The following is a 25,193-nucleotide window of genomic DNA, read 5'->3' as shown; positions in this document are numbered from 1 at the left end:
CCCTGACTAAAAAAAGCTAACAATTATCAGCTTTTATTTTTAAGCCATGAAGTATCTTGGACGTTTCATTATTTGAAAACTTACATCTGCCTTGGTCATAAAAAAATAGTACTTTTAAGGGTTCTTAAAAAAGAAAACATGAAAGAAAAAAAACGTTGTGGATGGTGCGAAGGAGATCAATTATATGAAGCATATCACGATGAAGAATGGGGAGTTCCTGTTTATGACGACGAAACACTTTTTGAATTCCTTACTCTTGAAACTTTTCAGGCAGGACTTAGCTGGATTACAATTTTAAGAAAACGAGAAAATTTCAGAAAAGCATTCGACGAATTTGATTATAAAAAAATAGCCAGCTACTCCGAAACGAAAATACAAGAACTACTGGAAAACGAAGGAATTATACGAAACAAACTAAAAGTAAGAGCAACGGTAACCAATGCTCAGGCATTTATACAAATTCAAAATGAGTTTGGAAGCTTTAGTAATTATATATGGGGATATGTTAATGGACAACCGATTCAAAACCAATTAACAAATTACAAAAAAGCCCCAGCCAATACAGAACTATCAGATCAAATCAGTAAAGACCTGAAAAAACGTGGTTTTAAATTTGTAGGTTCTACAGTAATTTATGCCCACATGCAGGCGACCGGGATGGTAAATGATCACGAGATGAGTTGCTTCAGATATAAGGAAGTTATCCCTTAACCGTTTTATTTAAAACTTTTAAAAATTCATCTCTGGGTATCTCTTCGGCACCCAGGCTGGCAAGATGATCGGTATATACCTGACAATCTATCAATTGATAATTTTTATGTATAAGATCTTTAACTAAAGAAATAAACGCAACTTTAGATGCATTGCTTTCCTTAGAGAACATACTCTCTCCACAAAACACATGTCCTAAATCCACACCATACAAACCTCCAACAAGGTGATCACCATTCCAAACCTCCACAGATTTGGCATAACCCAAATCATGCAACCTCTTATAGGCAGTAATCATCTCATTAGTAATCCAGGTACCGTCCTCTCCTTTACGCTTAATTGTTGAACAATTACGCACCACTTCTTCAAAATTCTGGTTGTAAGTAACTCTAAACTTTCCGCTTCTCAAGATTTGCTTCATACTTTTAGACAGTCTCAATCGATCAGGATATAACACCATTCTCGGATCCGGACTCCACCATAATATCATTGAGCCTTCATCAAACCACGGAAAAATACCATGCTGATAAGCATAAATCAACCTTTCAGAAGAAAGATCTCCTCCAACTGCCAAAAGCCCATCTGAAGAAGCTAACTCCAGGGCCGGAAATTCTATTTTATCACTTAAAAAAAACATCCTTCAAATAAATAAATTTAGTAGTTGATTGAAAAACAGGAAAAAAATGATTTTTGTATTGCTTTTATAGAAAAAATTACTCACTTTTGTTCATACCTTTACATTCTGTTAATATTATTTTCATCATTGCTTTTTGAGTTTGATGTAAAGGTAAACCTAAAACCACAACATTTAATCCCGTTATTCTTTAACGGGATTTTTTATAGCAATAAAAGTCCTGTCAAATAAACTACAGATCCTACCAACATCAAAATAAGAGTATAAGGCAAAATTTCCTTAGCCTTTAATTTTGTAATAGCCAATAAAGGCAAAGCCCAAAAAGGCTGTAACATATTTGTTATTTGATCCCCATAGGCAAGGGCCATTATAGCTTTCGGAAGTGGCACCCCCAATTTTAATGCTGATTCTAAAACAACAGGCCCCTGAACGGCCCATTGACCGCCTCCACTTGGCACAAAAATATTAACCAGTCCGCCACTAACGAATGTTAAAACAGGTAAAGTTAAGTCATTCGCTACAGATACAAAGAAATCTGAAATTTGAGTTATCATCCCACTTTCACTCATTAGTCCCATGATTCCAAAATATAAGGGAAACTGAATTAATATTCCCGAGGTATCTTTAATGGCTTCATTCAAAGCTTTTAGAAAACTATGAAAATTACCATGAAGCAAAATCCCTAATCCCAACATAAAAAAATTAAGCATGTTAGGGGTAATGTTTAATTGAGATAATGATTGCCAATACCGTGCAATAAATGCCAGCAAAATGATAACCCCAAACAATAATGCAACCCAAGGGGAGAATTCAAGTTGCTCTGCTCCATTTCCCTTTAACTTTTCATTTGTTCTTAATTTATATGTTTTTAAATAAGTCTTTTTAGGTTTTGTTTTTATAGCCAGGTATTTTAATACAATGGGGATTACCATAAGTAACACTCCAAAGAGCATTAAGTTCCACCAACTGAAAATCGTTTCGTAGGTGCCTATCTGAGTAGGTAACTGACTTAGTAATTCAGGTTCAGCACCGCTCATTATATCTTTTAGATGCCCTTCTTCGGCGACTTTTAAGGGTGCAGATCCACTTAAACCTCCATGCCATATCATCAGACCTACATATCCCGCAGCCCCAACCAAAGGGTAATTAATTGGAATGTTTTCTTTCTGAGCATATTCCCCGACCTTTCTGGCTATGATAGCTCCAAAAATAAGACCAAGTCCCCAATTAAAAAATGACACCAGCATGGTACTAATACTCACCAAAACAACAGCACTGCCAGTATCCTTAACACGCTCCACCAACAGAGAAATAAGCCTACTCATGGGTTTACTTAAAACCAAAATATGCCCGAGAACCAGAATAAGCATCATTTGATACCCAAAAACCAGCAAACTATTATTCCAAACACCTGCTTCCCAGAATCTCAAAACCTGTATAAATCCATCAGCATCATGCCCCGGTATAGAGATAAAAGCTAACAATATAGTTAACAAGGTCAGCAATACAGCAATCGTAAATGGAGAGGGCACATATTTTCTAAATATGTTTTCGATAAAAGCGGTGAAGTTCATATGGTGAAAAATATTTTGATCAAATTACTGAAAACCATATAAACAAAAAAGAGGGACAACCGCCCCTCTTTAAATTTTATTATGCGACCTACTAAAATGGCAGGTCATCAAAATTCTCTTCTTTAAAATCGTTTGTCGGCTCAAAAGCATCTGCTGGAGGAACAGGTGGAAGATCGGGCGCCTGCTGTTCTTGTTGTAAGTTTTCTATTCTCCAACCCTGAATAGAATTAAAATATTTAGTTTCACCTTGTGGGTTTACCCATTCTCTACCCCTTAGGTTAATACTCACTTTCACCAATTGTCCTTCATTAAAGTTGTTTAACAAATCGGTTTTATCCTGAACAAACTCCACTAAAATATGTTGTGGATATTGCTCTTCCGTTGTTACCACCAACTCTCTTTTTCTAAAACCATTACTTCCATAGGTCTTAGTTTCTTCAATCATTTTAATTCTTCCTTGTATTTCCATTATTTCTATTTTTTTGCAAGTAAAACTTTCCAGGCAGAAAGCACATCATTATTATTTAAAAATTTCTGAGACAACCTATGAAGCTCATCCTCGGTTATTTCCTCTAAAGTACCATTTAATTTAATCTCTGAATTAATAAAATCTTCAATTTCATTTGCTGTTGGCAATGCTTCTATATTTCCTAATTTCCCCAGGTCATTTCCAGTCAAGACCTTGCTCAGGCGAATATGATCAGGCAACTGATCTACCCCAATTCCCATAGTAGATAATGGTTTTGGTACTTCAAAAAGCCCTTCCCGACTTCTGCCATACCAATTTCCTCCCAATCGGCTAACAAGATCAATTTTATACTGGTCAATCTTGCCATCTGAGGTCAAGATATCTTCATTCACATGAACCTTAACAACCTCACACAAAATAAGATTTCCAGAGCCGCCCTCATTCCCCAATTCGATGATTTCACGAACTTTACACTCAAACTGTACTGGAGATTCCGCAACCCTGAATGGTATTACCTCTTCAGATTTAAGCATTGTTAACCCGGCTTTCTCAAACTCATTTACACCTTCGGGATATTCCGTACTTGCCAGAGACATTTGTTGAACAATGTCGTAATTAACCACATTGATTACCATCTCTTTGGTCGCCTTTGCATTTTCATAAGTATGTTTTGTCGTATTGTTTCGTACACGTCTATTGGGAGAAACAATCATAACCGGAGGGTTAGAACTAAATACGTTAAAGAAACTAAATGGAGACAAATTTGGCCTTCCCTCCTCATCAATTGTGCTGGCGAAGGCTATTGGCCTGGGCGCAACAGCCCCCAACATGTAACCATGTAATTGAGCCGTAGGGATTTCTTTAGGATTAATTGATAGCATGTGTATAGTTTTGAGCAAAAATAACCAATCTGCAAGAGCCTGAAAAATGTTTAATATGTCAAAACAATAAATTTAATGGTTTTCCTTTATATTTATGTTGTAAAGATTTTTTTACGTATATGGATTATAGCGATCAGAAAAGCACAACGCGATGGATATTGATTGCAGCTTCGTTTATCATTACATCGTTGATTCTATGGAATACATACATATTCTTTCAGCGATTTAAGGAAGAAGAAGAGGCCAAAATGAGAGTGTGGGCTGCAGCATACGCTGAATTTATTCAAACGGTCGATCTCAATAAAGACCTTGGGAATCTTACACTGGAGGTGCTTAAAAATAACAATTCCACTCCCATGATTTACCTAAGGGCAGATGGTAAAATGGAACCGAGAAATCTCGACTCTGAAAAATCAAAAGACACCTTATACCTGAAACGAAAAATCCGAGAATTTGAACAAGAAAACATTTCGATTAGAATTTCCTATAAAGATAAGTTTATGGGAACCCTCTATTATGGGAACTCTGACCTATTAAGAAAATTAAAATATTATCCAATTGCTCTTTTACTCATCTTTTTACTATTCGGTACCGTTGTTTATTTTTATTACAAAACCAATAAAATGTCGGAACAAAACAAACTATGGGCCGGCATGGCTAAAGAAACAGCTCACCAGATCGGAACTCCTTTATCTTCCTTGCTTGGATGGACAGAGTTCTTAAAATCCGAAAATGTAGACAATACCATTATTAGTGAAATTGAAAAAGACATAAGCAGATTACATACCATTACTGAGAGGTTTTCTAAAATAGGATCTATCCCGGACTTAGAAAGACATGATATTGTTGATGCAACAAGAAAAAGCTACGAATATCTTAAAGCGAGAAGTTCTGACCTAATCGAATTTAAATTTAAAGCGCCTGACCAAAAAATTTATGCCTTAATCAACTTACAACTCTTTAGCTGGACAATTGAAAACCTGGTTAAAAATGCGATAGATGCAATGAAAGGACGAGGATTGCTAATCATAGAGGTAACTGACGATAAAAACTATGTCAGTATTCTTATATCCGATTCAGGGAAAGGCATACCAAAACAACTATATAATAAGATTTTCGAACCTGGATTTACTACCAAAAAAAGAGGCTGGGGATTAGGCCTTTCCCTGGTTAAAAGAATCATTGAAGATTATCACAAAGGGAAAGTAAAAGTTCTTAACTCTGAAATCGATAAAGGAACAACTATTCAAATTATTTTAAAGAAAGAAGATTAATAAATTAACTCATGAAGCCCAATAAACTTAAAATTGAAGATTTTACTTTAGCGAATAACTGTCCTGAGTGTTATGCTCAGGAAGCAATGGTACTAACCTTTTATCAGGAACAGATTAAAAATGGTTTTTTTGAAAAGCTAACTAAAAAAATAAATCATTCAATTTTCTGCGAAAAATGTAAACAACAGATATACCCGGTTAAATGGACCGAGGATATTGAACGAGTATACGATTTCTATTATAAAACCTTATCGCCCAAATCAGCTTTTAAGCTAACAAAATTAGGTATTATACTAATAGCAACACTATTACTATCAGTTATAGCAGCACTGCTTTTGTGGTATTGAATTTACTTTATTCTGTTAAGGCTGCGTTTATCTTTTCAGCAATTTGTACGAATTCTTCCTGATCTAAACTAACTTTATGTTGAAAGGTAGCGTCCTTCATTTCATTGAGAGGAATTAAGTGCACATGAACATGCGGCACCTCTAAACCTATAACGGAGATTCCGACACGTTTACATACAACAGTCTTCTCTATAGCTTTTGCTACTTTTCTTGAAAAAGCCATAAGCTCCATATAGGTCTCTTCATCCATATCAAAGATCTTATCCACTTCCTTTTTTGGAATACACAGGGTATGGCCCTTGGCATTGGGATTTATATCCAGAAACGCCAGAAAATTTTCATTTTCAGCTACCTTATAACAAGGAATTTCTCCATTGATTATTTTTGTAAATATACTTGCCATTTTTTCTGCTTTTGTGATCCTATAAAAATAAAAAATCCTTTCCTGAACAGAAAGGATTCCTTTAATTCAGATATCCTACTATTTATCTGGTGATTTCTAAAATTTCAAATTTGAGAGTTCCGTTTGGCACATTAACTTCAGCTACATCTCCTACTTTTTTACCTAACAGTCCCTTCCCAATTGGTGAATTAACCGATATTTTACCACTCTTTAAATCAGCTTCACTTTCTGCCACCAAAGTATACTTAACTTCCATGCCATTTGCCTGATTTTTTATTTTTACGGTCGAGAGCACCAGTACTTTTGAAGTGTCAAGCTGACTTTCATCAATAAGCCTGGCGTTGGCAACCGTTTCTTCTAATTTTGAGATACGCATTTCTAAAAGACCCTGTGCTTCCTTCGCGGCATCATATTCTGCATTTTCGGACAAATCTCCTTTATCCCTGGCTTCTGCAATCGCCTGAGATGCTTTTGGACGTTCGACACTCTTCAAGTGATCCAACTCTTCTTTTAATTTTTTTAATCCTTCTGCTGTATAATAAGATACGTTACTCATAACTTCATCGTTTATAAATAGAAAAAATCCCCTTCATTCCAAAGAGGATTTAGACAAATATACAAAATTTTATTGAAGTTTGTTTTTGTTGTATTTTGCTAAAAATTTTGAAAATGAAAAAAATTATTACGTACATATGCTCCTTTATATTTCTTGCGTGCAGCAATGATTCAAGCACCCGAAATCCATACCTGCCGGAAACCAATTTCTCTTTTGAAATCAACCTCAACCTTCCATTATATGGAAGTTTAGCAAACCCTGGAAGTGCAATTTACATAGGTAATGAAGGTGTTGGCTTAAAAGGGGTTTTCGTATACAATGCAGGTTTTGGTCAATTTCTGGCATGGGAGGCAAGTTGTCCCAACCATACTCCCACCAGTTGTTCTACAATGACTATTATTAATGGAAACATGTGCAAGTGCTCGTGCGAAGATTATGAGTATAGCCTGGTTAACGGAACCATGCTCTCAGAAATTCCCGCCGATAAAAAAATCCATGAACTCTTGATCTACAGAACCACTGCAAATGACAACGTTGTAACAATTTTTAACTAATACCAATATACCCAATAAACTTTGTTATCTAACTGATTGTTATTACTTTTAAGTGATAACCAATTACTTCTTATTTTGAAATCAACAAAGATTATTACAATTTGCATCCTGACCTTCTTTAATTCCCTCCTGTTGGTAGCACAGGAGAAATTACCCGTAAAAGGGCTATGTATTGCGGCTCCGAGCAAAGAATACGTGAATGAATTTGTTCAATTTATAGACGACGAGTTAGGGCCTGACGGAATTAACACACTGGTACTGCGTATCGATTTTAATTATACCTATGTCTCAAGGCCCGAACTAAGAGGGAACAGTCCCTTAACCAAAAAAGAAATAAAAGATATTCTTGCTGTTTGCAAAAAACACAATATTGATCTCATCCCGCAGATTAACTTGTTAGGTCATCAATCGTGGGCGGAAAAAACAAATAAACTTTTAGAGGTTTATCCGGAATTTGATGAAACCCCTGATGTTGTTATTCCAAAAAAATATGAATGGCCCAACGATGACGGACTTTATTGTAAAAGTTATTGTCCCCTGCACCCGAAAGTACACGAGGTTGTGTTCAATTTAGTTGATGAAATCGTTGATGTGTTTGAGGCAACCTCATTTCATGCTGGAATGGATGAAGTATTTTATCTCGCTCATCCAAACTGTGAACGCTGTAATGGAAGAGACCCAGCCGAGTTATTTGCAAATGAGGTTAATAAGATTTCAAACCATCTTTCGCAAAAGAACATTAGGTTATGGATATGGGGAGACCGCCTTATCGATGGTAAGACAACAGGAATCGGGATGTGGGAAGCCAGCATGAACAATACAGCCAGGGCAATTGATTTAATCAACAAGTCCGTTGTAATATGTGACTGGCATTACGAAAATGCCTTACCGACCGCTACCCTCTTCGCCATGAAAGGATTTGATGTACTAACATGTCCTTGGCGAAAACCGGAAATCACCAAAACCCAGGTAGAAATGACTTATTTCTTCAGGAAAAATGCAACTGAAAAAATGAAGGAACATTACCAGGGAATGCTTCAAACCGTTTGGTCGCCAGCAAAAAAGTTCATGGATGAATATAAAAATGAAAAAAATCGCTCCAAAGAGCAAAGTCAGGCCGCTTCATTCCATACCATGATAAAAACCATACATGAGAATGAGTTAAAAGAAAAAGACCCCATGTAATTGTACACAGGGTCTTTTGAAACTTTCTACTACGTTCATATTTCTAACCCTAAAACATAAACGTAGCTCCTATCAGAAAGTTTATACCGGCTTGAGGATAATAACCTGCCCCTTCAATGGTAGTTACCTGATTAGGGTCTGTCCAGTTATCATCATATGTATAGAAATATCCGTTTGAAACGTATTTTTTATCAAAAATATTATTCACCAAACCTGTAAGAATTATTGAATCAATGAAGGTGTTTGTCTGAATTTCATATTGAACATTAAAATCATTCACAAAATAACTTGAAAGCTTTGAGCCATCTGAATCAATATTCCCCATATATTGCTCAGATACATATTTAGACAACAATGAAAACTGGAGGTTATTAACCGGAATATATGTAAAAATATTAGATCCTACAAAGCTTGGAGAGTAGGCTATGGTAGTATTACCTAAATCTCTTAAACTTCCATCTCTCTCAAAATAAAAATCTATATTTTTATTTGTGCTCAAGGATACATTTGGGCGTACGATAAACTTACTGTTAAAAACAATGGTTGCATCAGCCTCAACCCCTAATCGGTAACTATCACCAATATTTTCTCTTAGTGGAGCACCCACATCATTTAACTCCCCGGTTAACACCAATTGATCTTTGTAACGCATATAATAAGCGTTCAGATTCCACTTAACAGCTTTGGATCCATACCTCCATCCCAGTTCAAAATCATTCAGTTTTTCCGGTTTCGGACTTCCATTCTCATAGTCATTTCTATTGGGCTCTCTGTTAGCTCTAGCGTATGAAAAATATATACTATTTTGATTATTCACATTATAAGTGATCCCCGCTTTAGGGTTGAAAAAGTCAAATTCATCATCTACCAACCCGGTATCCTCGCCATTCGCTTTATACGTAACCCTCCTATATTGCAAGTCACCAAACAGACTCAACTTATTAGTCAACATAAAACTGACTTTCCCATAAATATTAAAATCCGTTTTTAAAGAATTATCGTCATAATAGCGATCGCGGATTTCACTATTGGAAGCATATCTTGCCCATATAACCTCTCCAAAATGATCACCTTCATATTTATTCCATGCCCCTCCTAAGATAAGATCGAAATTATCATCCTGATAATTTGCAGAGAATGTAGTTCCATAGAAATCATTATCTAACCATCTTCGTCTTATCAGGTCTGTAGAACTTATTTCTCCATCAGACGTGGTGATTGGCTCCAGATTATAATCCTCAAAAGATTCATCTTCCCTATACTGCTCAAAATATCCTCTACCATATGTATAATGTAATGCGAAATTAGTATTCCAATTACTATTCCACTTTTCGTTCCAATGCAATTGCGCATGATCCTGCTTATAATCATCCACCTCATTATCGTAGAACTGAACATTCCCATCTTCATCTGTATACATCCCGGCAGTATTGAAACGTCGGTTCGATTCCAACATTTCACTATCAATTCCATTCCACGCCTGATAAGTGATCTCATGCCCTCCAAAAACCAAAGCTTTAATGAGGGTGCTCTCGTCAACATAAGCTCCCTGCAGAAAATAAGATTTAAGATCAGATGAAGCTCTGTCAATGTAGCCATCAGACTCAATTAAAGACAATCGACCTGAGATCTCAACATGATCATTCAACTTCCCTGTACTAAACTTAATATTATGTTTTTGTGTATTAAAACTCCCAACAGAGCTTGAAATTTCTCCATAACTCTCCTCAGAAATAGCATCTGTCAAAAGATTTAAACTAGCTCCGAAAGCTCCAGCACCATTGGTTGAAGTTCCAACTCCCCTTTGCAACTGAAGATTTTCAACAGATGAAGCAAAATCAGGCATATTAACCCAAAAAGTTCCCTGAGATTCGGCATCATTATAAGGAATCCCGTTAATAGTAACATTAACTCTGGTAGCATCACTTCCACGTACGCGAATACCTGTATAGCCTACACCTGCACCAGCGTCTGTAGTAGTAACCACAGAAGGCAGGTAATTCATTAAAACAGGAATATCCTGTCCAAGGTTTCGTTTCTTTATGTCTTTTTTACTCATATTGGAAAAAGTAACCGGAGTCTTTGATGTTACTCGAATAGCTGAAACCAAAACTTCATCCAATGAAATGGTTTCATCTTCTTGTAAAGTCGAATCCTTTACTTTATTGGTTTGAGCAAATGTTGATAAGGCACATAAAAAAAGCAATACAACACAACTAAATAACTGTTTCATTCATAGTATTTTACGAATAAAAGGGGATTATTCTGAGGTTTAAAAACGATTTGATTACATTTTTCTTGCAAAAAATAAATTTCTATGCTACTTTTAAGAAACTAATACATCACTAATGAGCCTTATTGTAGCATCTTGTTCCTAAACAGCATTACCTGTTCTAGGTTCAATGGGTATGATCTCAGCTTGTCTTCTTTTAAATGTATAGAAGATATAAGCACCCCTTACGAGATGTTGCAAAGTTAAAAACTTAAGTTGAAAGACCGCCCTGTTTTTCAGATTTATTGAAGTTAACCTATCACGTATGGCACGATGAATCTACTAATAAGTAAAATTCCTCAAAAAGCATTCATAAGTTATATTTTACTGTGCCTTCTTTCATTCACTGTTGGGGTGATTTTTTATGCAGAATTTCAAAAGTATCTGAAGCTCACAGAAAACAATACTGCAGATCAAAATAAAATTTTTAAAATAGGAAACATTATAAGCTTAATGTATAAAAACGAAAGTGTTTCGAAATATACCATTCAGTCGAACGCTCAAAGCTCCTATAAACAATACCTCCTTAATAACGACGAACTGTTTACTGAAATCGATTCCTTAAAAGTTGTATACTCCTCCGAACAACAAATTAAACTTTTGGATAGTGTAAAACATTTAATCGCACAGAAAGAAGAAAACATCTCAGCTATTAAGACATTAAAAACCAACAATGAAACATACGAATCTGTTGATGATGCCATTCTACAATTGAGCCAAATGAAATCCTCTCTGGAAGATTACTCCTTAAAGGATTTTGTTTCGAACCCAAATGCTTTACACCCCGAAACACGCAAAGCCCTGGAAGAATACATCGCTACTTTAAATCAACTAACATCACAAAGCGAAAACCTCAACAAGCAATCGATTAATGCTATTTTAAATGCTTCAACCAACATTTTAAAAAAGCTCAAACTAAATTCAGGTGATCAGCTATCTTCGGCATCAATCGAAAAAAATAAATTACTGGCAAAAGATCTATTGATCTCCCGACAAATTCAAGAAATCTTATCAAAAATAGAGAGAGACACCATTCAGGAATATACCAATGTAAGCTCTTCCAGAAAAACCGCTATTAAAAAAAGTCAGAACAGGCTTGTGTCTGCTTCCATAATAGGCGTTATTATGATTATACTGTTTATAATAATCATCCTAAATGATTTTCTGAAAATCCAGAAGTTTAAAAAAGAACTTGAATTATCAAGCAGTTATACTAATACATTGCTTAAAAGTAGAGAACACCTCATTAAGATGGTAAGTCACGATTTAAGATCCCCTCTAAGCAACATTTTAGGGTACAGTGATCTCTTACAGACCAGCACAACCAAAACCAAACGCGATTCTTATATTGATAAAATAAAAAATGCCTCAAGCTATATGATAAGGCTCGTTGAAGACCTGTTAGACTACTCTAAACTTGAAGCGGGGAAAATAAAACCCAAAAACAATGATTTTAACCTTTCGCTTTTAATAAATGAAGTTAGTCAAAGCGTTAAGCAACAGCATTCTCACAAACCCATTCAACTTGGTATTAACATAGATAATGCCTTAAACCAAAATATCATCAGCGATTCACATCGGATTCGTCAAATACTAAATAATCTTATCAGCAATGCTTTTAAATATACCGAAGAAGGTTTTGTGAAAATCAATGCCTATATAAACGATTTAAATGAAATAATAATAACAGTTAAAGACTCAGGAGTTGGTATTAAAAAAGAAAAGCATGATTTAATATTCAATGAGTTTACGCAAATTGAAGAACAAGATGAAGTAACTCAAAATGGGTTTGGTCTCGGACTTACAATCACCAAAAAATTAGTAGAAATTCTACAAGGGGAACTTTCTTTTGAAAGTCAGGAAAATTTTGGAAGCATCTTTACCGTTAAAATTCCTGTAAGCCTATCGGAAAAGAAGGTGCCTGAATCCATTTTTATAAATAACGAGGCAAATAAACCAATCTCCAAAACTCAAAAAAGTAACCTTAAAGCCATTGTTATTGAAGACGACAATCCTCTAAGAATCCTGATTGAAGAAATTTTTAATACTGCAGGAATAAAAGTTAAGAGTTTTAAGAGTGGAGACGAAGCCTTAAAGGCCATAAACAATTCATCGTTTGACTTTATTACAACTGACATCCAAATACCTCATATGAGCGGTTTTGATATTATGTAAACCTTAAACAGAATTGATGGCTATAATGGAGAACCGGTAATTGCATTAACAGGAAGAAAAGATTTCGACAAGGAACATTATCTTTCAAAAGGATTTTCAGAAGTTATTTTTAAACCCTTTACCCCGGAAGCATTACTAAAAACCGTAAAAGGATTATTTCCGGTTCATAAGGTTAAAAGAACGGCCGCTATTAAACCTGTATCTTTAAACTCCACCAGTGAAACCTATAGCATCCAAACATTAGAACGCTATATCTCCAATGATGATTCTTTAAAGAATATATTATCCCTCTTCATTGAAGATTCGCATAAAAATGCCGAACTTTTAGCGAAGTATGTCAAAGAGAAGAATATTGAAGGCATTAACGAGATCAGTCACAAAATGCTGGGTATGTTTAAACAAATAGAGGCTTATCAGGTAATTCCTATACTCTCACAACTCGAAACCACAAAAACATATGAAGAAACTATTTTGAAAAACATTGTCTTCATCTTAAATAAACACATCGAGGAGATCGTGGAGGATCTTAAACTTAAAATTGCTTAAAACAGCCAATTTTCTATTCCAACATACTTTTTAACTTATTTCCAAGTTAATTTATATAGCTCCCCGAACCTTTTTAGAAACATATTTATTCATATTTACTTAGCAGTTGATTAATTTTGAAAATGGATTTTTCTAAAGGTAAAATTACGCTTAAGGTACTCATTAGCTACATAGTACTCGGAATACTCTCTATTGTAGTTGGTCATTTCGTTTTTGCTGAAATTGAATCTTATACCCAATTACAAAAAGACAATATTTCTGATCAAAATAAAATTTTGCATGTTGGAAAGGTACTAAGCTTAATGTATGAAAATGAAGGCTTGGCCAGAGCAGCTATTCAATCAAAGTCCTGGGTTCCTTTTGACGAATACAAATCCATGAACGATAGTTTATTGATTGAAATCGACACCTTGAAAAGATTATTGAGTACCGAAGAACAATACCACCTGCTCGATAGTATTTCCCTGCTCATTGAAAAAAAAGAAAGCAATATCCAAAGCTTAAAAACATTAAAACTTCAGGATACCACCGAAACAATTATTTTAAGAACCATCGATAAGCTGAGAACAATGGAGTCTTCACTTGGAAGATTAACCTTAAAAGACTTTGTAAGTGACCCGGAAAGTCTGGATTCCAGAACCAGAAGTGCGCTCATTAATTACATTACTTACCTAAATGAAAATACGCCTCGAGATTCGAATAATGAGATCAATGAAAAAACACTTGACTCCATATTCAGAGCCTCGACCCAAGCACTTCAAGAACTGCAAACTAGTTCATCAAAACAACAAGCATCTATAATCCAAAAAGAGAATGAACTAATAGCCAACGACTTATTGATCTCTCAACAAATTAGAAAAATATTATCCACCATAGAAAATGAGGTCCTTCTATATGCCAGTGAAATTAGTCAACAAAGAAAAGTGGCACTCAATCGAAGTAAAAAAATCATAACTTTTGCAGCAGTCATAGGCATTGCCCTCATTATAATATTCTCCGTTTTAATACTTAATGACTTCTGGAAAAGTCAACGCTATAGAAAACAACTTGAAAAGACTACCAGAAAGGCACAATTGCTTGCAAACACCAGGGAACAATTAGTCAATATGGTTAGTCACGATCTCAGATCCCCTTTAAGTACGATTGTTGGATATGGGGAATTATTACAAAAGTCCCTGGGAAATAAAGAAAAAGGATTGCACTATATTAATAAAATCAAAAATGCATCTACCTATATGAATCATTTGGTAGAAGATTTACTTGATTACTCGAAACTGGAAACCGGAAAAATAACCTTAGACCTGGTTTCCTTTAATTTGAAATCAACTATTGTAGAAAGCTCCCAAAATATTCAACAACAATACCCAAAAAAAGATATATCCCTCATTTTGGATATTGACCAATCACTCAAAAGAAATATCATTAGCGACCCCTATCGTATTAAGCAAATCCTTAACAACCTCATTGGAAATGCTTATAAATTTACTGACGAAGGCTCAATAACCATAAAAGCATACACCTCAAAAGATCTTGCTGATGGAGATTCAAGACTCACCATAGAAGTACAAGATACCGGGGTAGGTATTAAAAAAGAAAAGCAACATTTAATCTTTAGTGAATTTACCCAGGTTGATGATGATATTAATAAAAAGAAGGATGGGTATGGCCTAGGCTTAACTATTTCAAAAAAGTTAGCTCATTTATTGAATGGAGATTTAGTGTTTACCAGCGAAACGGGTAAAGGAAGCTGTTTTAAATTAAGTGTCCCTGTTAAATTTACTAAAAAACAGCAGGTTACCGAACCTAAAAAAGAATTCGACCAAACTACTCCATTTCCAAATATTAAACTGAAGGCTGTAGTGATTGATGATGATGAAACATTACGTAAGCTTATCACCGAAACCCTTGTGTCAAATCAATGCGAAGTCTATACCTGTAAAGATGGTGACGAGGCCATTAATATTATTAATCATCAAGAGTTCGACTTGATTATTACCGATATTCAACTCCCAAAAATGAATGGATTCAGATTTGTTGAGATTTTAAAAAATGACGTAAAAGCATACAAGGGTCAACCTATTATTGCCATTACAGGTCGTAAAGATATAGACCAATCCTTCTACACTTCAAATGGCTTTTCAGAAGTGATTTTTAAACCATTTACACCCGAAAAACTCCTACAACAAATAACCACTCTATTCAGCAGAGACTTGAAGGATAATTACACTTATATACACAAGGACGAACCTAACTACAATACGAAAATAGTAAACCTTAAAAGCTTAAGGTCATTTGTAAATGACGACCTGGCGCTAAAAGAAGTCTTGAAGATTTTTTTAAAAGACACCAAAAAGAATTTAGAGGAATTAAATACAGATTATCTGAACCGCAATATTGAAGGACTTAAAGCTACAAGCCACAAAATGCTTACAATGTTTAAACAACTCGATGCAAACGGGGTCGTTCATGAGTTAGAATTAATAGAAAACATGGATAGTTTTAATTCGAATACGATACAGGAAACATTGAAATCCTTAAAAAATCATATTCATAAGGTAACCAAAGAATTAAACAAATTCATTAATGGATATCATACTCCTTGAGCTTATTGTATAAAGTCTTTCGAGTGATTTTTAATAATTTTGCGGCCTGAGTTTTATTGTTCGCGGCTTCCTTTAAGGCTCTAATAATCAATTCTTTTTCGTGTTCCTTGGTAGAAAATCTAACTTCCTTTGGTTCTATTTGAGTAAATACCGACGGTAATACTTCAGGAGTAATAAAGTCATTTTGTGCTAACAAAACGGCTCTCTTTATTACATTCGAAAACTCCCTTAAATTACCCGGCCATCGGTAATCTTGAAACATTTCTATGGTTTCATCGGTAAAACCAATAATCTTTTTATTCAGTTGTTCATTCGAACGCTCAAGAAAGAAGTCGGCAAATATTGGTAAATCTTCGGTACGATCGGATAACCTGGGTACACTAATTGAAAATTCATTCAATCGATGATATAAATCCTCCCTAAAATCACCGCGGTCAACGGCTTCCTGTAGATCTTCATTGGTTGCAGTTATTAAGCGAATATCAACTTCTATTTCTTTATTACTTCCTATCGGCTTTATTTTTCGTTCTTGTAAGGCCCTTAGAAGCTGTACTTGATTTTCATACGAGAGATTGCCCACCTCATCTAAAAAAAGTGTTCCTCCATTAGCCGCTTCAAAATGACCAGATTTATCAGTTACCGCTCCTGTAAAAGAACCCTTTACATGTCCGAAAAATTCACTGGCAGCGATTTCTTTTGGAATTGCACCACAATCAACTGCTATAAACGGCTCATTCTTTCGATGACTATAATTATGAATCGATTTGGCTACTACCTCTTTACCGGTACCGCTTTCTCCGGTAATTAACACCGACATATCTGTAGGTGCTACCAGGCTTACAAATTCATTCAACTTTTTTGAGGCAGCACTAACACCTTCAACAAATGAAGACTTTTCTACGATTTCCTCATCCGGTTTGTTTTTCACCTTAGGGTGTGCAAAAGACTGTCCTCCACTATTAACGGCATTATTAATAACATTAAGCACCTCTTCCTGGTTAAAGGGTTTTGATATATAATCAAAGGCACCTAGTTTCATTGCTTTAACTGCAGAAGGTACCTCAGCATATCCTGTCATCATGATAATTGGTAAAGAAGGAATGTCCTCTCTGACCTTTTCCAGTAGCTCTAACCCATTTCCATCTGGCAACCTCAGATCCGTAAATATCAAATCAAATTTTGCTCTTTTCAACATACCATAAGCCTTCTCCAGTGAATGAGCAATTTGAACCTGATAATTTTTCTTTTTCAAAAAACGTTCAAGCATCACTGAAAAGCTAACGTCATCTTCAACTAATAGTATTGATATCATAAGATTTTTCAGCCATAAATTAATGGCCTTTTTTGCGCTGTCCTACATCCGATTTCAATATACTTACGTCCAGGCGGGTCAAAAAAGATGTTAATAAATTTAAAAAAGAACAGGGGATGCTTAAAAAGCACCCCCTGTCCTAAAAATGGATAGATAAACCTAAAATTAATCCTTTTCAATCCAATTACCGGTTTTATTGGCATACAAAATGAGGTCGTCATCATTATGACTCACGTCTAACTTGTACTCTTCGTTTTCATTTACGTATGCTTTATCAATGCTAGCGCCAGGGTAATCTTTACCCAATGCCTTAGTGATTGCAGCAGGTAGTTTTGAAACCTCAATTTCAGTAAACTCTTCCTGTGCTCTTATAACATCCTCCATTACTCCATCGTGAAATATTACTGGAGTGGCCGCAAAAGTTGAAAAGCTTCCAACGGTAATTGCTGTAACGACTGCTAACTTTTTCATCATTGATCTTTCTGTTTAAATTATTTAATAAATGTAAGATTGGGGGAATTTAGAGATCATTACTGTTTTTTAATCCAGTTTCCATCTTTGTCAGCGTACAAAGTTTTTTCAGCACCATCCTTGCTAATCTCTAATTTATACTCCCCTTTTTCATTTACATAAGCTTTTGAAATCTTGGCACCTGCAAAATCTTTTTGAACAGCATCAGTTACCGCAGTCGGTAATTTAGAAACTTCGATTTCTTTATACTCTTCCTGCGCAATCTTAATAATTTTGCTTTGATTAGCTGCCGGAGTAAATGCTTGTGCAGTTAGACCACCTAAGATTATTGCGATTGTTAGAACGATTTTTTTCATGATTTTTTAATTTTTATAATTATTGAATTTTTTGAATTTGATAACTATAATGAAAAAGTTGTTCCAAATAATCAAACCCCAAGAAAAAACCCATAAAAACCTGATTTACAGGTTTTTATGGGTTTTATGCTAATGAATTAAATTGTATAATTATGTGTAATTAAACTGTAACACTGTATAAGTTTTACACACTTATTTACTTACCTGATGTGGGGGCTTTAAAAGATCGTTTACCGTTTTAACCGGATTGAAGGTGATTAAAGGGACCTCAACAAACACAGTATTCCAATTTGCCATTCCTCCATTCCATAAACCGGGCAGTTCCATTGCCTTTAAAGCCTTTCCATTTTTAGTCTTTTCTGTAATAAAGCCTTGTCTGGGGTTCGTAAATTTAGAAAGATCATATTTTTCCCCAACATAGTTCTTCACTCCACAAACTAAATCAACAGGATTAAAGTGTGTCGCCGTTTTTAAAATACCTCTTTGCTTACTGTTCGACACATCCATTTGGGCAGATTCAATAATTTGTAAAGAAACATTTCCATCCTCATCTTTAATCCAAAAAGGCCCTCCTCCAGGTTCGCCTTCATTTTTTACCATTCCACAAATTCTAATAGGCCTATCCAGTTTTTCTTTTAAATATGCCACCTGATAAACCTCTTTGAATTTATAGAAATCTGGTTTTACAACTACATTTAGTTCTTTCGCAATAAAATCCTTGATCTCATTAATCAACACTTCATCGACACTTTCTTTATCTAAAGCTCTTCTGTATGAAAATGCCGTCTCCTGTATATCAAAGAGCATCCCTGCCAGCATTTTTTTATACGCGGCAATTTCACTGCGTAAGCGAGCTACAACAACATTGTCAATGTTTTTAACAAAAAGGACATCACCCTCCTGTTCGTTCAAATTTTCAATTAATGCTCCATGCCCGGCTGGCCTGAACAACAGTGTATTATCAGATTCCCTGAATGGCTTGTCCTGCATATCAACAGCAATAGTATCAGTGGATTTCTTTTGATACGAAAAGGATATTATAAAAGAAACTCCCGTTTCTTTCTCCACCTTTTTTTCGATTCGATCGAACTCCTTATCAAACTTATTGGCATGATCTTCAGAAATGGTAAAATGCAGGTAGGCCTCACCATTCGATGTTGCATATAAAGCTGCTTCATATAAATGTTCTTCAAAAGCCGTCATGGTTTCGGCTGTATACTTATGAAATGGCAAAAGTCCTTTTGGATACCCTCCATAGTTTAAGCCGTTCTCCAAAAGCATTTCCTTAACGAAATAATATTTTTGAATATCATCCGACAGCAAATTGTAATCAGCATGTTTCGTCTTTAAGCTATGCATAACTTCATCGTAAAAAGGAAACTTTTCCATCCCGATAAAGAACGTACTCACCATAGAAGCATTTGTTCTGTTTACATAAGCATTTATCGATTCCTCGTGCGGATGAAATTCCTTTAGAAACTTGAATAACTCCTTAAACATGCGTGTTGCTGCTCCTGAAGCTGGCACAAACTTAAGCAATTTGAACCCCTCTTTTCTCGCCTCAAATGTTGAAATATAATCTTCCTTTTCCTGATTTGTACATCTTCTGATTCCGTTTCCAATTACTGCACTTGAGATCATATTGACAAAAGGAATCCCCTCTTTAAAGGTCTCCAATTGATTTTCTATTTTTTCTAAAGAAATTCCATGATCAGCTATTTGTTTTTCGTCTGATGTACTAAATAATTTCATATTACTTTATGAGTTTATCAATGTGTTGAATGGCGCTTTTAAACCTTTGATCCCTACTGCCTTTTATTATGCGATAGGGTTTATTAAATTTATCAAGTGCGTTCTTAAATCTCAAAAACATAGGGTCTCGCTCCAGAGGTTTATCCCTCAGATCGTCCTGAACCCAGGGCACGTCCACGTAAGTTAGCAAATATAAATCGTAAAAATTTTGAATAGCATACTTTTCTATCTGTTCGTCACAATACTCGTTGTAGTATGCCTCAGAATACACCTTAAGTTCAAGTAAGTTCGTATCGCATATTAAAAGTTCATTTGCCTTTTCTGCTAAACTATTTTCCTGCTCCATTTGCCCGACGGCAATTGGTGGCATATCTTCAGGTTCACATACCCTCATTTCCAAATCCCACTTTCTTTGAAGATATTCACGCATGTATTCAGGAACACACTCGGTATTATAATACGTCGCAAGGCTTCTGGCCAAAGTTGTTTTACCCGTAGATTCGGGGCCTAACAATACTACCTTAATAAGGTTTCCGGACTTTTGTTTAAGTTTTTCTTCCATGCTTTATAACCATATATGGCTATTATGGTGAATAGAAGATATTGAAAAGAAGTAAAGACCAATCCCTTATACAAATACAATGGAACGGATATCACATCTCCAATAATCCAGTACACCCAGTTTTCTAATTTCTTTTTTGCCATTAACCACATCCCAACAAAAAATATGGCGGTGGTTACCGTATCCACGTAGGCTGTCCAACTATTCCATTTATCAAAATACCAATAAACCAGGAAAACAAAAACAATAGTCCCTACAAATAGCAATAAACTCCATCTCTTCTCCCTTGAAGTAGTTTTGGTTACAGGTACAAAATGGGTCGCATCAACCTTCCTCGTCCAAAAATACCATCCATAAATACTCATACAAAAGTAATAAGCATTTATCATCATATCTCCCAAAAGACTATATACCCACAAAATATAAACGAATATTGCCGTACTGATTATTCCTGTTGGGTAAACTAATATATTTTCTCTTTTAGAATACCATACACTCAAAAAGCCAAACACTACCGCAATGATCTCCAGAAATACTATATGCAGGGGAACCCCATCATATTGAGCAAAAAACCAATCAAAAAAATGGTTCATAATCACTACGGTCTGATTTTACAATTTTCATATACAACAAGCCCTTTTCAATGAGCTCAAAAACTTCCTTGATTTCATTGGTAAGCACCCCCATCACTTGATCATAATCACCATAAATTTGGGTGCTTAAAGGATTTTCCAAAACCTTAAGACCCGAAGCTCTTAACTTTTTTATAAATTCAATAATTGCTGGTTCAAAGTCATCCTGTAATGGAGTTAAAGTTAGTTCAACCGATATCTGCATAGCTTAAGTATTTATTTCTAAGATTTAATTGCATAGGCGCAGGTAAACCCCTCAAATTCTAAAAATTTTATTTTGTAGCGCTCTATCTGTCCATGATAAAATATCCATCCCACCGTCTGCGCTTCATTTAAGTTAAACGGAATGACCTTAGTGTGCTGTTTAAAACTCATACCATCCGTAGCGAATGCTTTATATAAGCTTTCTTTCACACACCAAACTACCGTAAGCCTTTTAATGTCTTCCCTGTTTAGAAAACCAAACTCATAATCAACGAACTTGTGCGCAATAATGCCAATTTTATCTCGCTGTTTTTCAATATCAATACCAATAATCTTATCACTGATTATGATTGCGGAAAATATAAATGAATGGGTAATTGATATTTCTTTACCATCCTTTAAATGAGGTTTTCCACTACTATTATAATACAAGTCTGACGCCTTATAACCAGCCGCTTTTAACAATTGCCTTACACTTAAAAATCCTCGTTGATGAATCTCAGATTTCATCGAAGCAACTCTGGCTTTACAATTCGATGTAAGCTCAATTCCCTCTTGCAGTTCACTGTAAGACTCTTCTATCTTCCAAATCAGCACTTTAGAGTTCTCCGGGGTTGTTATAGTTTTGTAAAGAGGCATTAAATCTAAAAGTTATTATGTACCTTTGCAGGCACAAATTAATGTATTTAAACACATTTAAAGACGTAAAAATATAAAAGTAATATGAGTACTAAAACAATTCCATACGTACCATACAAAGTAAAAGACATTTCTTTGGCGGATTGGGGTAGAAAAGAGATTGAATTAGCAGAGGCTGAAATGCCAGGATTGATGTCACTCCGTGAAGAATATAAAGATGAGCAACCCCTTAAAGGTGCTCGAATTGCAGGTTGTTTGCACATGACCGTTCAAACTGCTGTTTTAATTGAAACATTGGTAGCTCTTGGCGCTGAAGTAACCTGGAGTTCATGTAATATATTCTCTACACAAGATCATGCTGCTGCTGCAATTGCCGCTGCTGGTATTCCCGTTTATGCATGGAAAGGTATGAACGAAGAAGAATTTGACTGGTGTATAGAACAAACTCTTTTCTTCGGTGAAGAGAGAAAACCGCTAAATATGATCCTTGATGATGGTGGTGATTTAACCAATATGGTTTTAGACCAATATCCGGAATTAGCGAATGCCGTTAAAGGATTGTCAGAAGAAACTACTACTGGAGTTCATCGCTTATATGAACGTATGAAAAATGGCACCTTGCCAATGCCTGCAATTAACATAAATGACTCTGTTACCAAATCTAAATTTGACAACAAATACGGGTGTAGAGAAAGTGCAGTTGATGCGATTCGTCGTGCAACCGACATCATGCTGGCAGGTAAAAGAGTGGTGGTTTGCGGATATGGTGATGTAGGAAAAGGAACTGCTGCTTCCTTCAAAGGAACTGGAGCCATCGTAACCGTTACAGAAATTGACCCGATATGTGCCTTACAAGCTGCCATGGATGGTTTCGAAGTTAAACGTCTGGACAATGTCATAAATAAAGCCGACATTGTTATTACCACTACAGGTAATAAGGATATTGTGGTTGGACGTCATTTTGAAAAAATGAAAGACAAAACCATCGTTTGTAATATTGGGCATTTTGATAATGAAATTGATGTTGCCTGGTTAAAGGAAAACCACGGAGAATCATTCGTTAATATCAAGCCACAAGTAGATAAGTACACTATCAATGGTAATGATATCATTCTTTTAGCAGAAGGTCGATTGGTAAACTTAGGTTGTGCAACCGGACATCCAAGCTTTGTGATGAGTAATTCATTTACAAACCAGACTTTGGCTCAAATCGAACTTTGGAAGAATAGTGATAAATATGGTAATGAAGTTTATATGCTACCAAAACATTTAGATGAAAAAGTAGCAAGACTTCATTTAGAAAAAATTGGGGTAGAACTGGAGACCTTAAACGAAGAACAAGCTAAATATATTGGTGTAGAGGTTGAAGGACCTTTCAAACCTGAATACTACAGGTATTAAATTTATCTTATAAATAAAAAAGGCTGTCTTTAAATTAAGGCAGCCTTATTTTATTAATATTGTACTATTAAATTCTAAAAACCAGATTTTTTATCCTGCATTTCCAAATACACTTTTTCCACCTTGCTCCTTGCCCACGGTGTTCTTCTAAGGAACTTTAAGCTCGATTTAATACTGGGATCATTAGTAAAACAATTTATAGTAACCTTTGTGCTTAAATGCTCCCAACCGTAGTAATCTACCAACTCATTAAGAATCATTTTCTAAAGTCTTTCCGTGTAGTGGATTGTTAGTCTGCGTTTCTTTCAATTTCTTAATTCGTGTTTTTTATTAACTAAATATAGTTCAATTACCTTTGTAAAATGAAATCCATTAAAATAAATCAATCCTCGATACTTAAAACCTTAGGATTTGAGTCTCTTAATAAGATGCAAAAAGCAACCCAGGTTGCAACTCACAAAAATAATAATGTCATACTTCTTGCTCCTACCGGAAGTGGTAAAACTTTAGCTTATTTACTAAGCATACTCCCTAAGTTAAAGCAAAAAAATGAGGTTCAAGCCCTTATCATTGCCCCTACAAGAGAATTGGTTTTACAAATAGAGAGTGTTCTTAAGCAAATGAAACTCGATTTAAAGGTAAATTCTTGTTATGGCGGTCATCCTTTTAGTATTGAAAGAAAGAACTTCTCTGTTCCTCCTTCCATACTTGTGGGAACACCGGGAAGAATAAAAGACCATATTGAACGAGCTACTTTTGATACAAGCAGTATTACCCAATTAGTTTTTGATGAATTTGATAAATCGTTAGAATTTGGCTTTACTAACGAATTGAAATTCATTACAAAGCAATTAGATAACGTTCAGCATAAAATCCTTGTTTCGGCAACCAAGACTATTGAATTACCAGACTATCTGGATTTTGACAACCCTTATACCATTGAATTTGAAGAGAAGGAAAAAGCTTCTCTTTCCATTCAAAAAATTATAGTTCCGAAAGATGAAAAACTAGAGGGACTTATCGCAGTTTTGAACAATTTAAAAAAAGGACAAAATGCTATCGTATTCTCAAACCATAGAGATGCTTGTGATCGAATTAGCGAACAACTGGACAATAGAGGTATTATCTATGCACTATTTCATGGTGGTCTCGAACAAAAACAACGCGAATTTGAATTAACCAAATTTAGAAACGGTAGCGTTCAAATACTTGTCGCAACTGATATCGCCGCTCGAGGTATTGATATTCCTGATTTAGATTATGTAATTCACTATCAAATCCCTTATAAAGAAGACTCTTTTATTCACAGAAACGGAAGAACCGCCAGAATGAAAGCTTCTGGGACAAGCATCCTTATTCTAACTGAAGAAGATTACGTACCTGAATATCTAGATGAAGATCCTTCTTTATTTGATTTAAAAGAAAATGCACGCATTGGAAAACCCGATTACATTACATTACATATAAATAAGGGCAAAAAAAATAAGATAAGTAAGTTTGACCTGGTAGGCTACTTCCTTCAGTTTGATTTTATGAAAAAAGACGATCTCGGACTCATGGAAGTTAATGATTTTGACTCTTTCATAGCTATTAAAAGAGAAAAAGCCAATTTAACTATAAAGGCTTCTCAAGGAAAAAAATTAAAGAAAAAATCACCAAAAATATCTATTGCGTAATACC

25 protein-coding genes and 1 pseudogene are annotated in these 25,193 nt (G+C 35.2%); 10 read left to right on the top strand and 16 right to left on the bottom strand.

The features are described 5' to 3' along the window. The first annotated feature begins 138 nt into the window (after positions 1–138). On the top strand, positions 139–711 hold the full coding sequence (locus BM361_RS08325) for a DNA-3-methyladenine glycosylase I (RefSeq protein WP_074978164.1): 573 nt from the start codon (positions 139–141) through the stop codon (positions 709–711). On the opposite strand, the gene aat is transcribed toward BM361_RS08325, so the two are convergent. The 4 genes from aat to BM361_RS08305 all read right to left on the bottom strand — a co-directional run bounded on the left by aat (position 701) and on the right by BM361_RS08305 (position 4,269). Beyond that, positions 701–1,348 carry a leucyl/phenylalanyl-tRNA--protein transferase gene (aat, locus tag BM361_RS08320; RefSeq protein WP_074978162.1) on the bottom strand — a complete coding sequence of 216 codons (648 nt, stop codon included), beginning with the start codon at positions 1,346–1,348 and terminating at the stop codon, positions 701–703. The two genes, BM361_RS08325 and aat, sit on opposite strands and share 11 nt — an antisense overlap. 200 nt (positions 1,349–1,548) lie before the next feature. Further along, positions 1,549–2,919: a short-chain fatty acid transporter gene (locus BM361_RS08315; protein WP_074978161.1), complete on the bottom strand. Its 1,371-nt coding sequence runs from the start codon at positions 2,917–2,919 to the stop codon at positions 1,549–1,551. A gap of 91 nt (positions 2,920–3,010) precedes the next feature. Next, positions 3,011–3,388, bottom strand: a complete 378-nt coding sequence (locus tag BM361_RS08310; RefSeq protein WP_038267284.1) for a DUF3127 domain-containing protein — start codon at positions 3,386–3,388, stop codon at positions 3,011–3,013. Positions 3,389–3,393: 5 nt separating this feature from the next. Beyond that, a complete protein-coding gene (locus BM361_RS08305; RefSeq protein WP_074978159.1) occupies positions 3,394–4,269 on the bottom strand; it encodes a flavin reductase family protein in 876 nt (291 codons plus the stop codon). A gap of 119 nt (positions 4,270–4,388) precedes the next feature. Here BM361_RS08305 and BM361_RS08300 point away from each other — a divergent pair, with 119 nt between their 5' ends. Together BM361_RS08300 and BM361_RS08295 are read left to right on the top strand one after the other, a co-directional pair. Continuing rightward, positions 4,389–5,543, top strand: coding sequence for a sensor histidine kinase (locus BM361_RS08300; RefSeq protein ID WP_038267287.1), 1,155 nt, complete (start codon positions 4,389–4,391; stop codon positions 5,541–5,543). Between the two features lie 11 nt (positions 5,544–5,554). Further along, positions 5,555–5,890, top strand: coding sequence for a hypothetical protein (locus BM361_RS08295; RefSeq protein ID WP_074978158.1), 336 nt, complete (start codon positions 5,555–5,557; stop codon positions 5,888–5,890). Between the two features lie 7 nt (positions 5,891–5,897). Here the strand turns inward: BM361_RS08295 and BM361_RS08290 are convergent, their stop codons facing one another. Both BM361_RS08290 and greA read right to left on the bottom strand, forming a co-directional pair. Further along, positions 5,898–6,293 carry an HIT family protein gene (locus BM361_RS08290; protein WP_074978157.1) on the bottom strand — a complete coding sequence of 132 codons (396 nt, stop codon included), beginning with the start codon at positions 6,291–6,293 and terminating at the stop codon, positions 5,898–5,900. Positions 6,294–6,375: 82 nt separating this feature from the next. Then, positions 6,376–6,849, bottom strand: coding sequence for a transcription elongation factor GreA (gene greA, locus BM361_RS08285; protein WP_038267296.1), 474 nt, complete (start codon positions 6,847–6,849; stop codon positions 6,376–6,378). Between the two features lie 113 nt (positions 6,850–6,962). On the opposite strand from greA, the gene BM361_RS08280 reads away from it, so the two are divergent. Together BM361_RS08280 and BM361_RS08275 are read left to right on the top strand one after the other, a co-directional pair. Further along, the gene (locus BM361_RS08280; RefSeq protein ID WP_074978155.1) at positions 6,963–7,403 is read left to right on the top strand and encodes a hypothetical protein; all 441 of its coding nucleotides are present in this window, start codon (positions 6,963–6,965) and stop codon (positions 7,401–7,403) included. Positions 7,404–7,478: 75 nt separating this feature from the next. Continuing rightward, positions 7,479–8,588 (top strand): family 20 glycosylhydrolase, encoded by a 1,110-nt coding sequence (locus BM361_RS08275; RefSeq protein WP_074978264.1) that lies wholly within the window; start codon positions 7,479–7,481, stop codon positions 8,586–8,588. Positions 8,589–8,637: 49 nt separating this feature from the next. Here the strand turns inward: BM361_RS08275 and BM361_RS08270 are convergent, their stop codons facing one another. Beyond that, positions 8,638–10,821: a TonB-dependent receptor gene (locus tag BM361_RS08270; protein WP_074978153.1), complete on the bottom strand. Its 2,184-nt coding sequence runs from the start codon at positions 10,819–10,821 to the stop codon at positions 8,638–8,640. Positions 10,822–11,133: 312 nt separating this feature from the next. Here BM361_RS08270 and BM361_RS08265 point away from each other — a divergent pair, with 312 nt between their 5' ends. The 3 genes from BM361_RS08265 to BM361_RS08260 all read left to right on the top strand — a co-directional run bounded on the left by BM361_RS08265 (position 11,134) and on the right by BM361_RS08260 (position 16,184). Continuing rightward, the gene (locus BM361_RS08265; RefSeq protein WP_074978152.1) at positions 11,134–13,035 is read left to right on the top strand and encodes an ATP-binding response regulator; all 1,902 of its coding nucleotides are present in this window, start codon (positions 11,134–11,136) and stop codon (positions 13,033–13,035) included. A 390-nt stretch (positions 13,036–13,425) separates the two neighbouring features. Continuing rightward, positions 13,426–13,581, top strand: a complete 156-nt coding sequence (locus BM361_RS16965) for a hypothetical protein (RefSeq protein WP_175496556.1) — start codon at positions 13,426–13,428, stop codon at positions 13,579–13,581. A gap of 122 nt (positions 13,582–13,703) precedes the next feature. After that, the gene (locus BM361_RS08260; protein WP_074978150.1) at positions 13,704–16,184 is read left to right on the top strand and encodes a hybrid sensor histidine kinase/response regulator; all 2,481 of its coding nucleotides are present in this window, start codon (positions 13,704–13,706) and stop codon (positions 16,182–16,184) included. Here BM361_RS08260 and BM361_RS08255 read toward each other — a convergent pair. The 8 genes from BM361_RS08255 to BM361_RS08220 form a co-directional block, all read right to left on the bottom strand. Further along, complete coding sequence (locus BM361_RS08255; RefSeq protein WP_139226654.1) at positions 16,162–17,496, bottom strand: sigma-54-dependent transcriptional regulator; 1,335 nt, start codon at positions 17,494–17,496, stop codon at positions 16,162–16,164. The genes BM361_RS08260 and BM361_RS08255 overlap by 23 nt on opposite strands. A gap of 165 nt (positions 17,497–17,661) precedes the next feature. After that, entirely contained in the window at positions 17,662–17,970 is a 309-nt protein-coding gene (locus tag BM361_RS08250; protein WP_235444285.1) for a hypothetical protein, read from the bottom strand. Positions 17,971–18,026: 56 nt separating this feature from the next. After that, positions 18,027–18,323 (bottom strand): hypothetical protein, encoded by a 297-nt coding sequence (locus BM361_RS08245; RefSeq protein ID WP_074978147.1) that lies wholly within the window; start codon positions 18,321–18,323, stop codon positions 18,027–18,029. A 192-nt stretch (positions 18,324–18,515) separates the two neighbouring features. Then, positions 18,516–20,075 (bottom strand): DUF4301 family protein, encoded by a 1,560-nt coding sequence (locus BM361_RS08240; protein WP_074978146.1) that lies wholly within the window; start codon positions 20,073–20,075, stop codon positions 18,516–18,518. Position 20,076: 1 nt separating this feature from the next. After that, complete coding sequence (locus BM361_RS08235; RefSeq protein WP_074978144.1) at positions 20,077–20,637, bottom strand: AAA family ATPase; 561 nt, start codon at positions 20,635–20,637, stop codon at positions 20,077–20,079. Then, positions 20,592–21,230, bottom strand: coding sequence for a nicotinamide riboside transporter PnuC (pnuC, locus tag BM361_RS08230; RefSeq protein WP_038267319.1), 639 nt, complete (start codon positions 21,228–21,230; stop codon positions 20,592–20,594). The genes BM361_RS08235 and pnuC overlap by 46 nt, the downstream gene beginning before the upstream one ends. Then, positions 21,214–21,474, bottom strand: coding sequence for a thiamine-binding protein (locus BM361_RS08225; RefSeq protein WP_038267321.1), 261 nt, complete (start codon positions 21,472–21,474; stop codon positions 21,214–21,216). The genes pnuC and BM361_RS08225 overlap by 17 nt, the downstream gene beginning before the upstream one ends. Before the next feature lie 17 nt (positions 21,475–21,491). Next, a complete protein-coding gene (locus tag BM361_RS08220) occupies positions 21,492–22,112 on the bottom strand; it encodes a 4'-phosphopantetheinyl transferase family protein (protein ID WP_038267324.1) in 621 nt (206 codons plus the stop codon). An 84-nt stretch (positions 22,113–22,196) separates the two neighbouring features. Between BM361_RS08220 and ahcY the strand changes: the two genes are divergently transcribed. After that, entirely contained in the window at positions 22,197–23,513 is a 1,317-nt protein-coding gene (gene ahcY, locus BM361_RS08215; protein ID WP_038267327.1) for an adenosylhomocysteinase, read from the top strand. A gap of 74 nt (positions 23,514–23,587) precedes the next feature. On the opposite strand, the pseudogene BM361_RS08210 reads toward ahcY, so the two are convergent. After that, positions 23,588–23,822: pseudogene (locus BM361_RS08210) on the bottom strand (VF530 family protein). Between the two features lie 53 nt (positions 23,823–23,875). On the opposite strand from BM361_RS08210, the gene BM361_RS08205 reads away from it, so the two are divergent. Next, a complete protein-coding gene (locus BM361_RS08205; protein WP_074978143.1) occupies positions 23,876–25,189 on the top strand; it encodes a DEAD/DEAH box helicase in 1,314 nt (437 codons plus the stop codon). Positions 25,190–25,193 lie beyond the last annotated feature (4 nt).

This window comes from Zhouia amylolytica (assembly GCF_900116365.1).
GTDB classification, from domain to species: domain Bacteria; phylum Bacteroidota; class Bacteroidia; order Flavobacteriales; family Flavobacteriaceae; genus Zhouia; species Zhouia amylolytica.
The sequence above is the reverse complement of the archived record's forward strand: the minus strand, read 5'-3'. Positions and strand labels throughout refer to the sequence as shown.

Coding starts and splice junctions, on each gene's coding strand:
- BM361_RS08325 (WP_074978164.1), top strand. CDS start 139: ATGAAAGAAAAAAAACGTTGTGGATGGTGCGAAGGAGATCAATTATAT.
- aat (WP_074978162.1), bottom strand. CDS start 1,348: ATGTTTTTTTTAAGTGATAAAATAGAATTTCCGGCCCTGGAGTTAGCT.
- BM361_RS08315 (WP_074978161.1), bottom strand. CDS start 2,919: ATGAACTTCACCGCTTTTATCGAAAACATATTTAGAAAATATGTGCCC.
- BM361_RS08310 (WP_038267284.1), bottom strand. CDS start 3,388: ATGGAAATACAAGGAAGAATTAAAATGATTGAAGAAACTAAGACCTAT.
- BM361_RS08305 (WP_074978159.1), bottom strand. CDS start 4,269: ATGCTATCAATTAATCCTAAAGAAATCCCTACGGCTCAATTACATGGT.
- BM361_RS08300 (WP_038267287.1), top strand. CDS start 4,389: ATGGATTATAGCGATCAGAAAAGCACAACGCGATGGATATTGATTGCA.
- BM361_RS08295 (WP_074978158.1), top strand. CDS start 5,555: ATGAAGCCCAATAAACTTAAAATTGAAGATTTTACTTTAGCGAATAAC.
- BM361_RS08290 (WP_074978157.1), bottom strand. CDS start 6,293: ATGGCAAGTATATTTACAAAAATAATCAATGGAGAAATTCCTTGTTAT.
- greA (WP_038267296.1), bottom strand. CDS start 6,849: ATGAGTAACGTATCTTATTATACAGCAGAAGGATTAAAAAAATTAAAA.
- BM361_RS08280 (WP_074978155.1), top strand. CDS start 6,963: ATGAAAAAAATTATTACGTACATATGCTCCTTTATATTTCTTGCGTGC.
- BM361_RS08270 (WP_074978153.1), bottom strand. CDS start 10,821: ATGAAACAGTTATTTAGTTGTGTTGTATTGCTTTTTTTATGTGCCTTA.
- BM361_RS08265 (WP_074978152.1), top strand. CDS start 11,134: ATGAATCTACTAATAAGTAAAATTCCTCAAAAAGCATTCATAAGTTAT.
- BM361_RS16965 (WP_175496556.1), top strand. CDS start 13,426: ATGTTTAAACAAATAGAGGCTTATCAGGTAATTCCTATACTCTCACAA.
- BM361_RS08260 (WP_074978150.1), top strand. CDS start 13,704: ATGGATTTTTCTAAAGGTAAAATTACGCTTAAGGTACTCATTAGCTAC.
- BM361_RS08255 (WP_139226654.1), bottom strand. CDS start 17,496: ATGATATCAATACTATTAGTTGAAGATGACGTTAGCTTTTCAGTGATG.
- BM361_RS08250 (WP_235444285.1), bottom strand. CDS start 17,970: ATGATGAAAAAGTTAGCAGTCGTTACAGCAATTACCGTTGGAAGCTTT.
- BM361_RS08245 (WP_074978147.1), bottom strand. CDS start 18,323: ATGAAAAAAATCGTTCTAACAATCGCAATAATCTTAGGTGGTCTAACT.
- BM361_RS08240 (WP_074978146.1), bottom strand. CDS start 20,075: ATGAAATTATTTAGTACATCAGACGAAAAACAAATAGCTGATCATGGA.
- BM361_RS08235 (WP_074978144.1), bottom strand. CDS start 20,637: ATGGAAGAAAAACTTAAACAAAAGTCCGGAAACCTTATTAAGGTAGTA.
- pnuC (WP_038267319.1), bottom strand. CDS start 21,230: ATGAACCATTTTTTTGATTGGTTTTTTGCTCAATATGATGGGGTTCCC.
- BM361_RS08225 (WP_038267321.1), bottom strand. CDS start 21,474: ATGCAGATATCGGTTGAACTAACTTTAACTCCATTACAGGATGACTTT.
- BM361_RS08220 (WP_038267324.1), bottom strand. CDS start 22,112: ATGCCTCTTTACAAAACTATAACAACCCCGGAGAACTCTAAAGTGCTG.
- ahcY (WP_038267327.1), top strand. CDS start 22,197: ATGAGTACTAAAACAATTCCATACGTACCATACAAAGTAAAAGACATT.
- BM361_RS08205 (WP_074978143.1), top strand. CDS start 23,876: ATGAAATCCATTAAAATAAATCAATCCTCGATACTTAAAACCTTAGGA.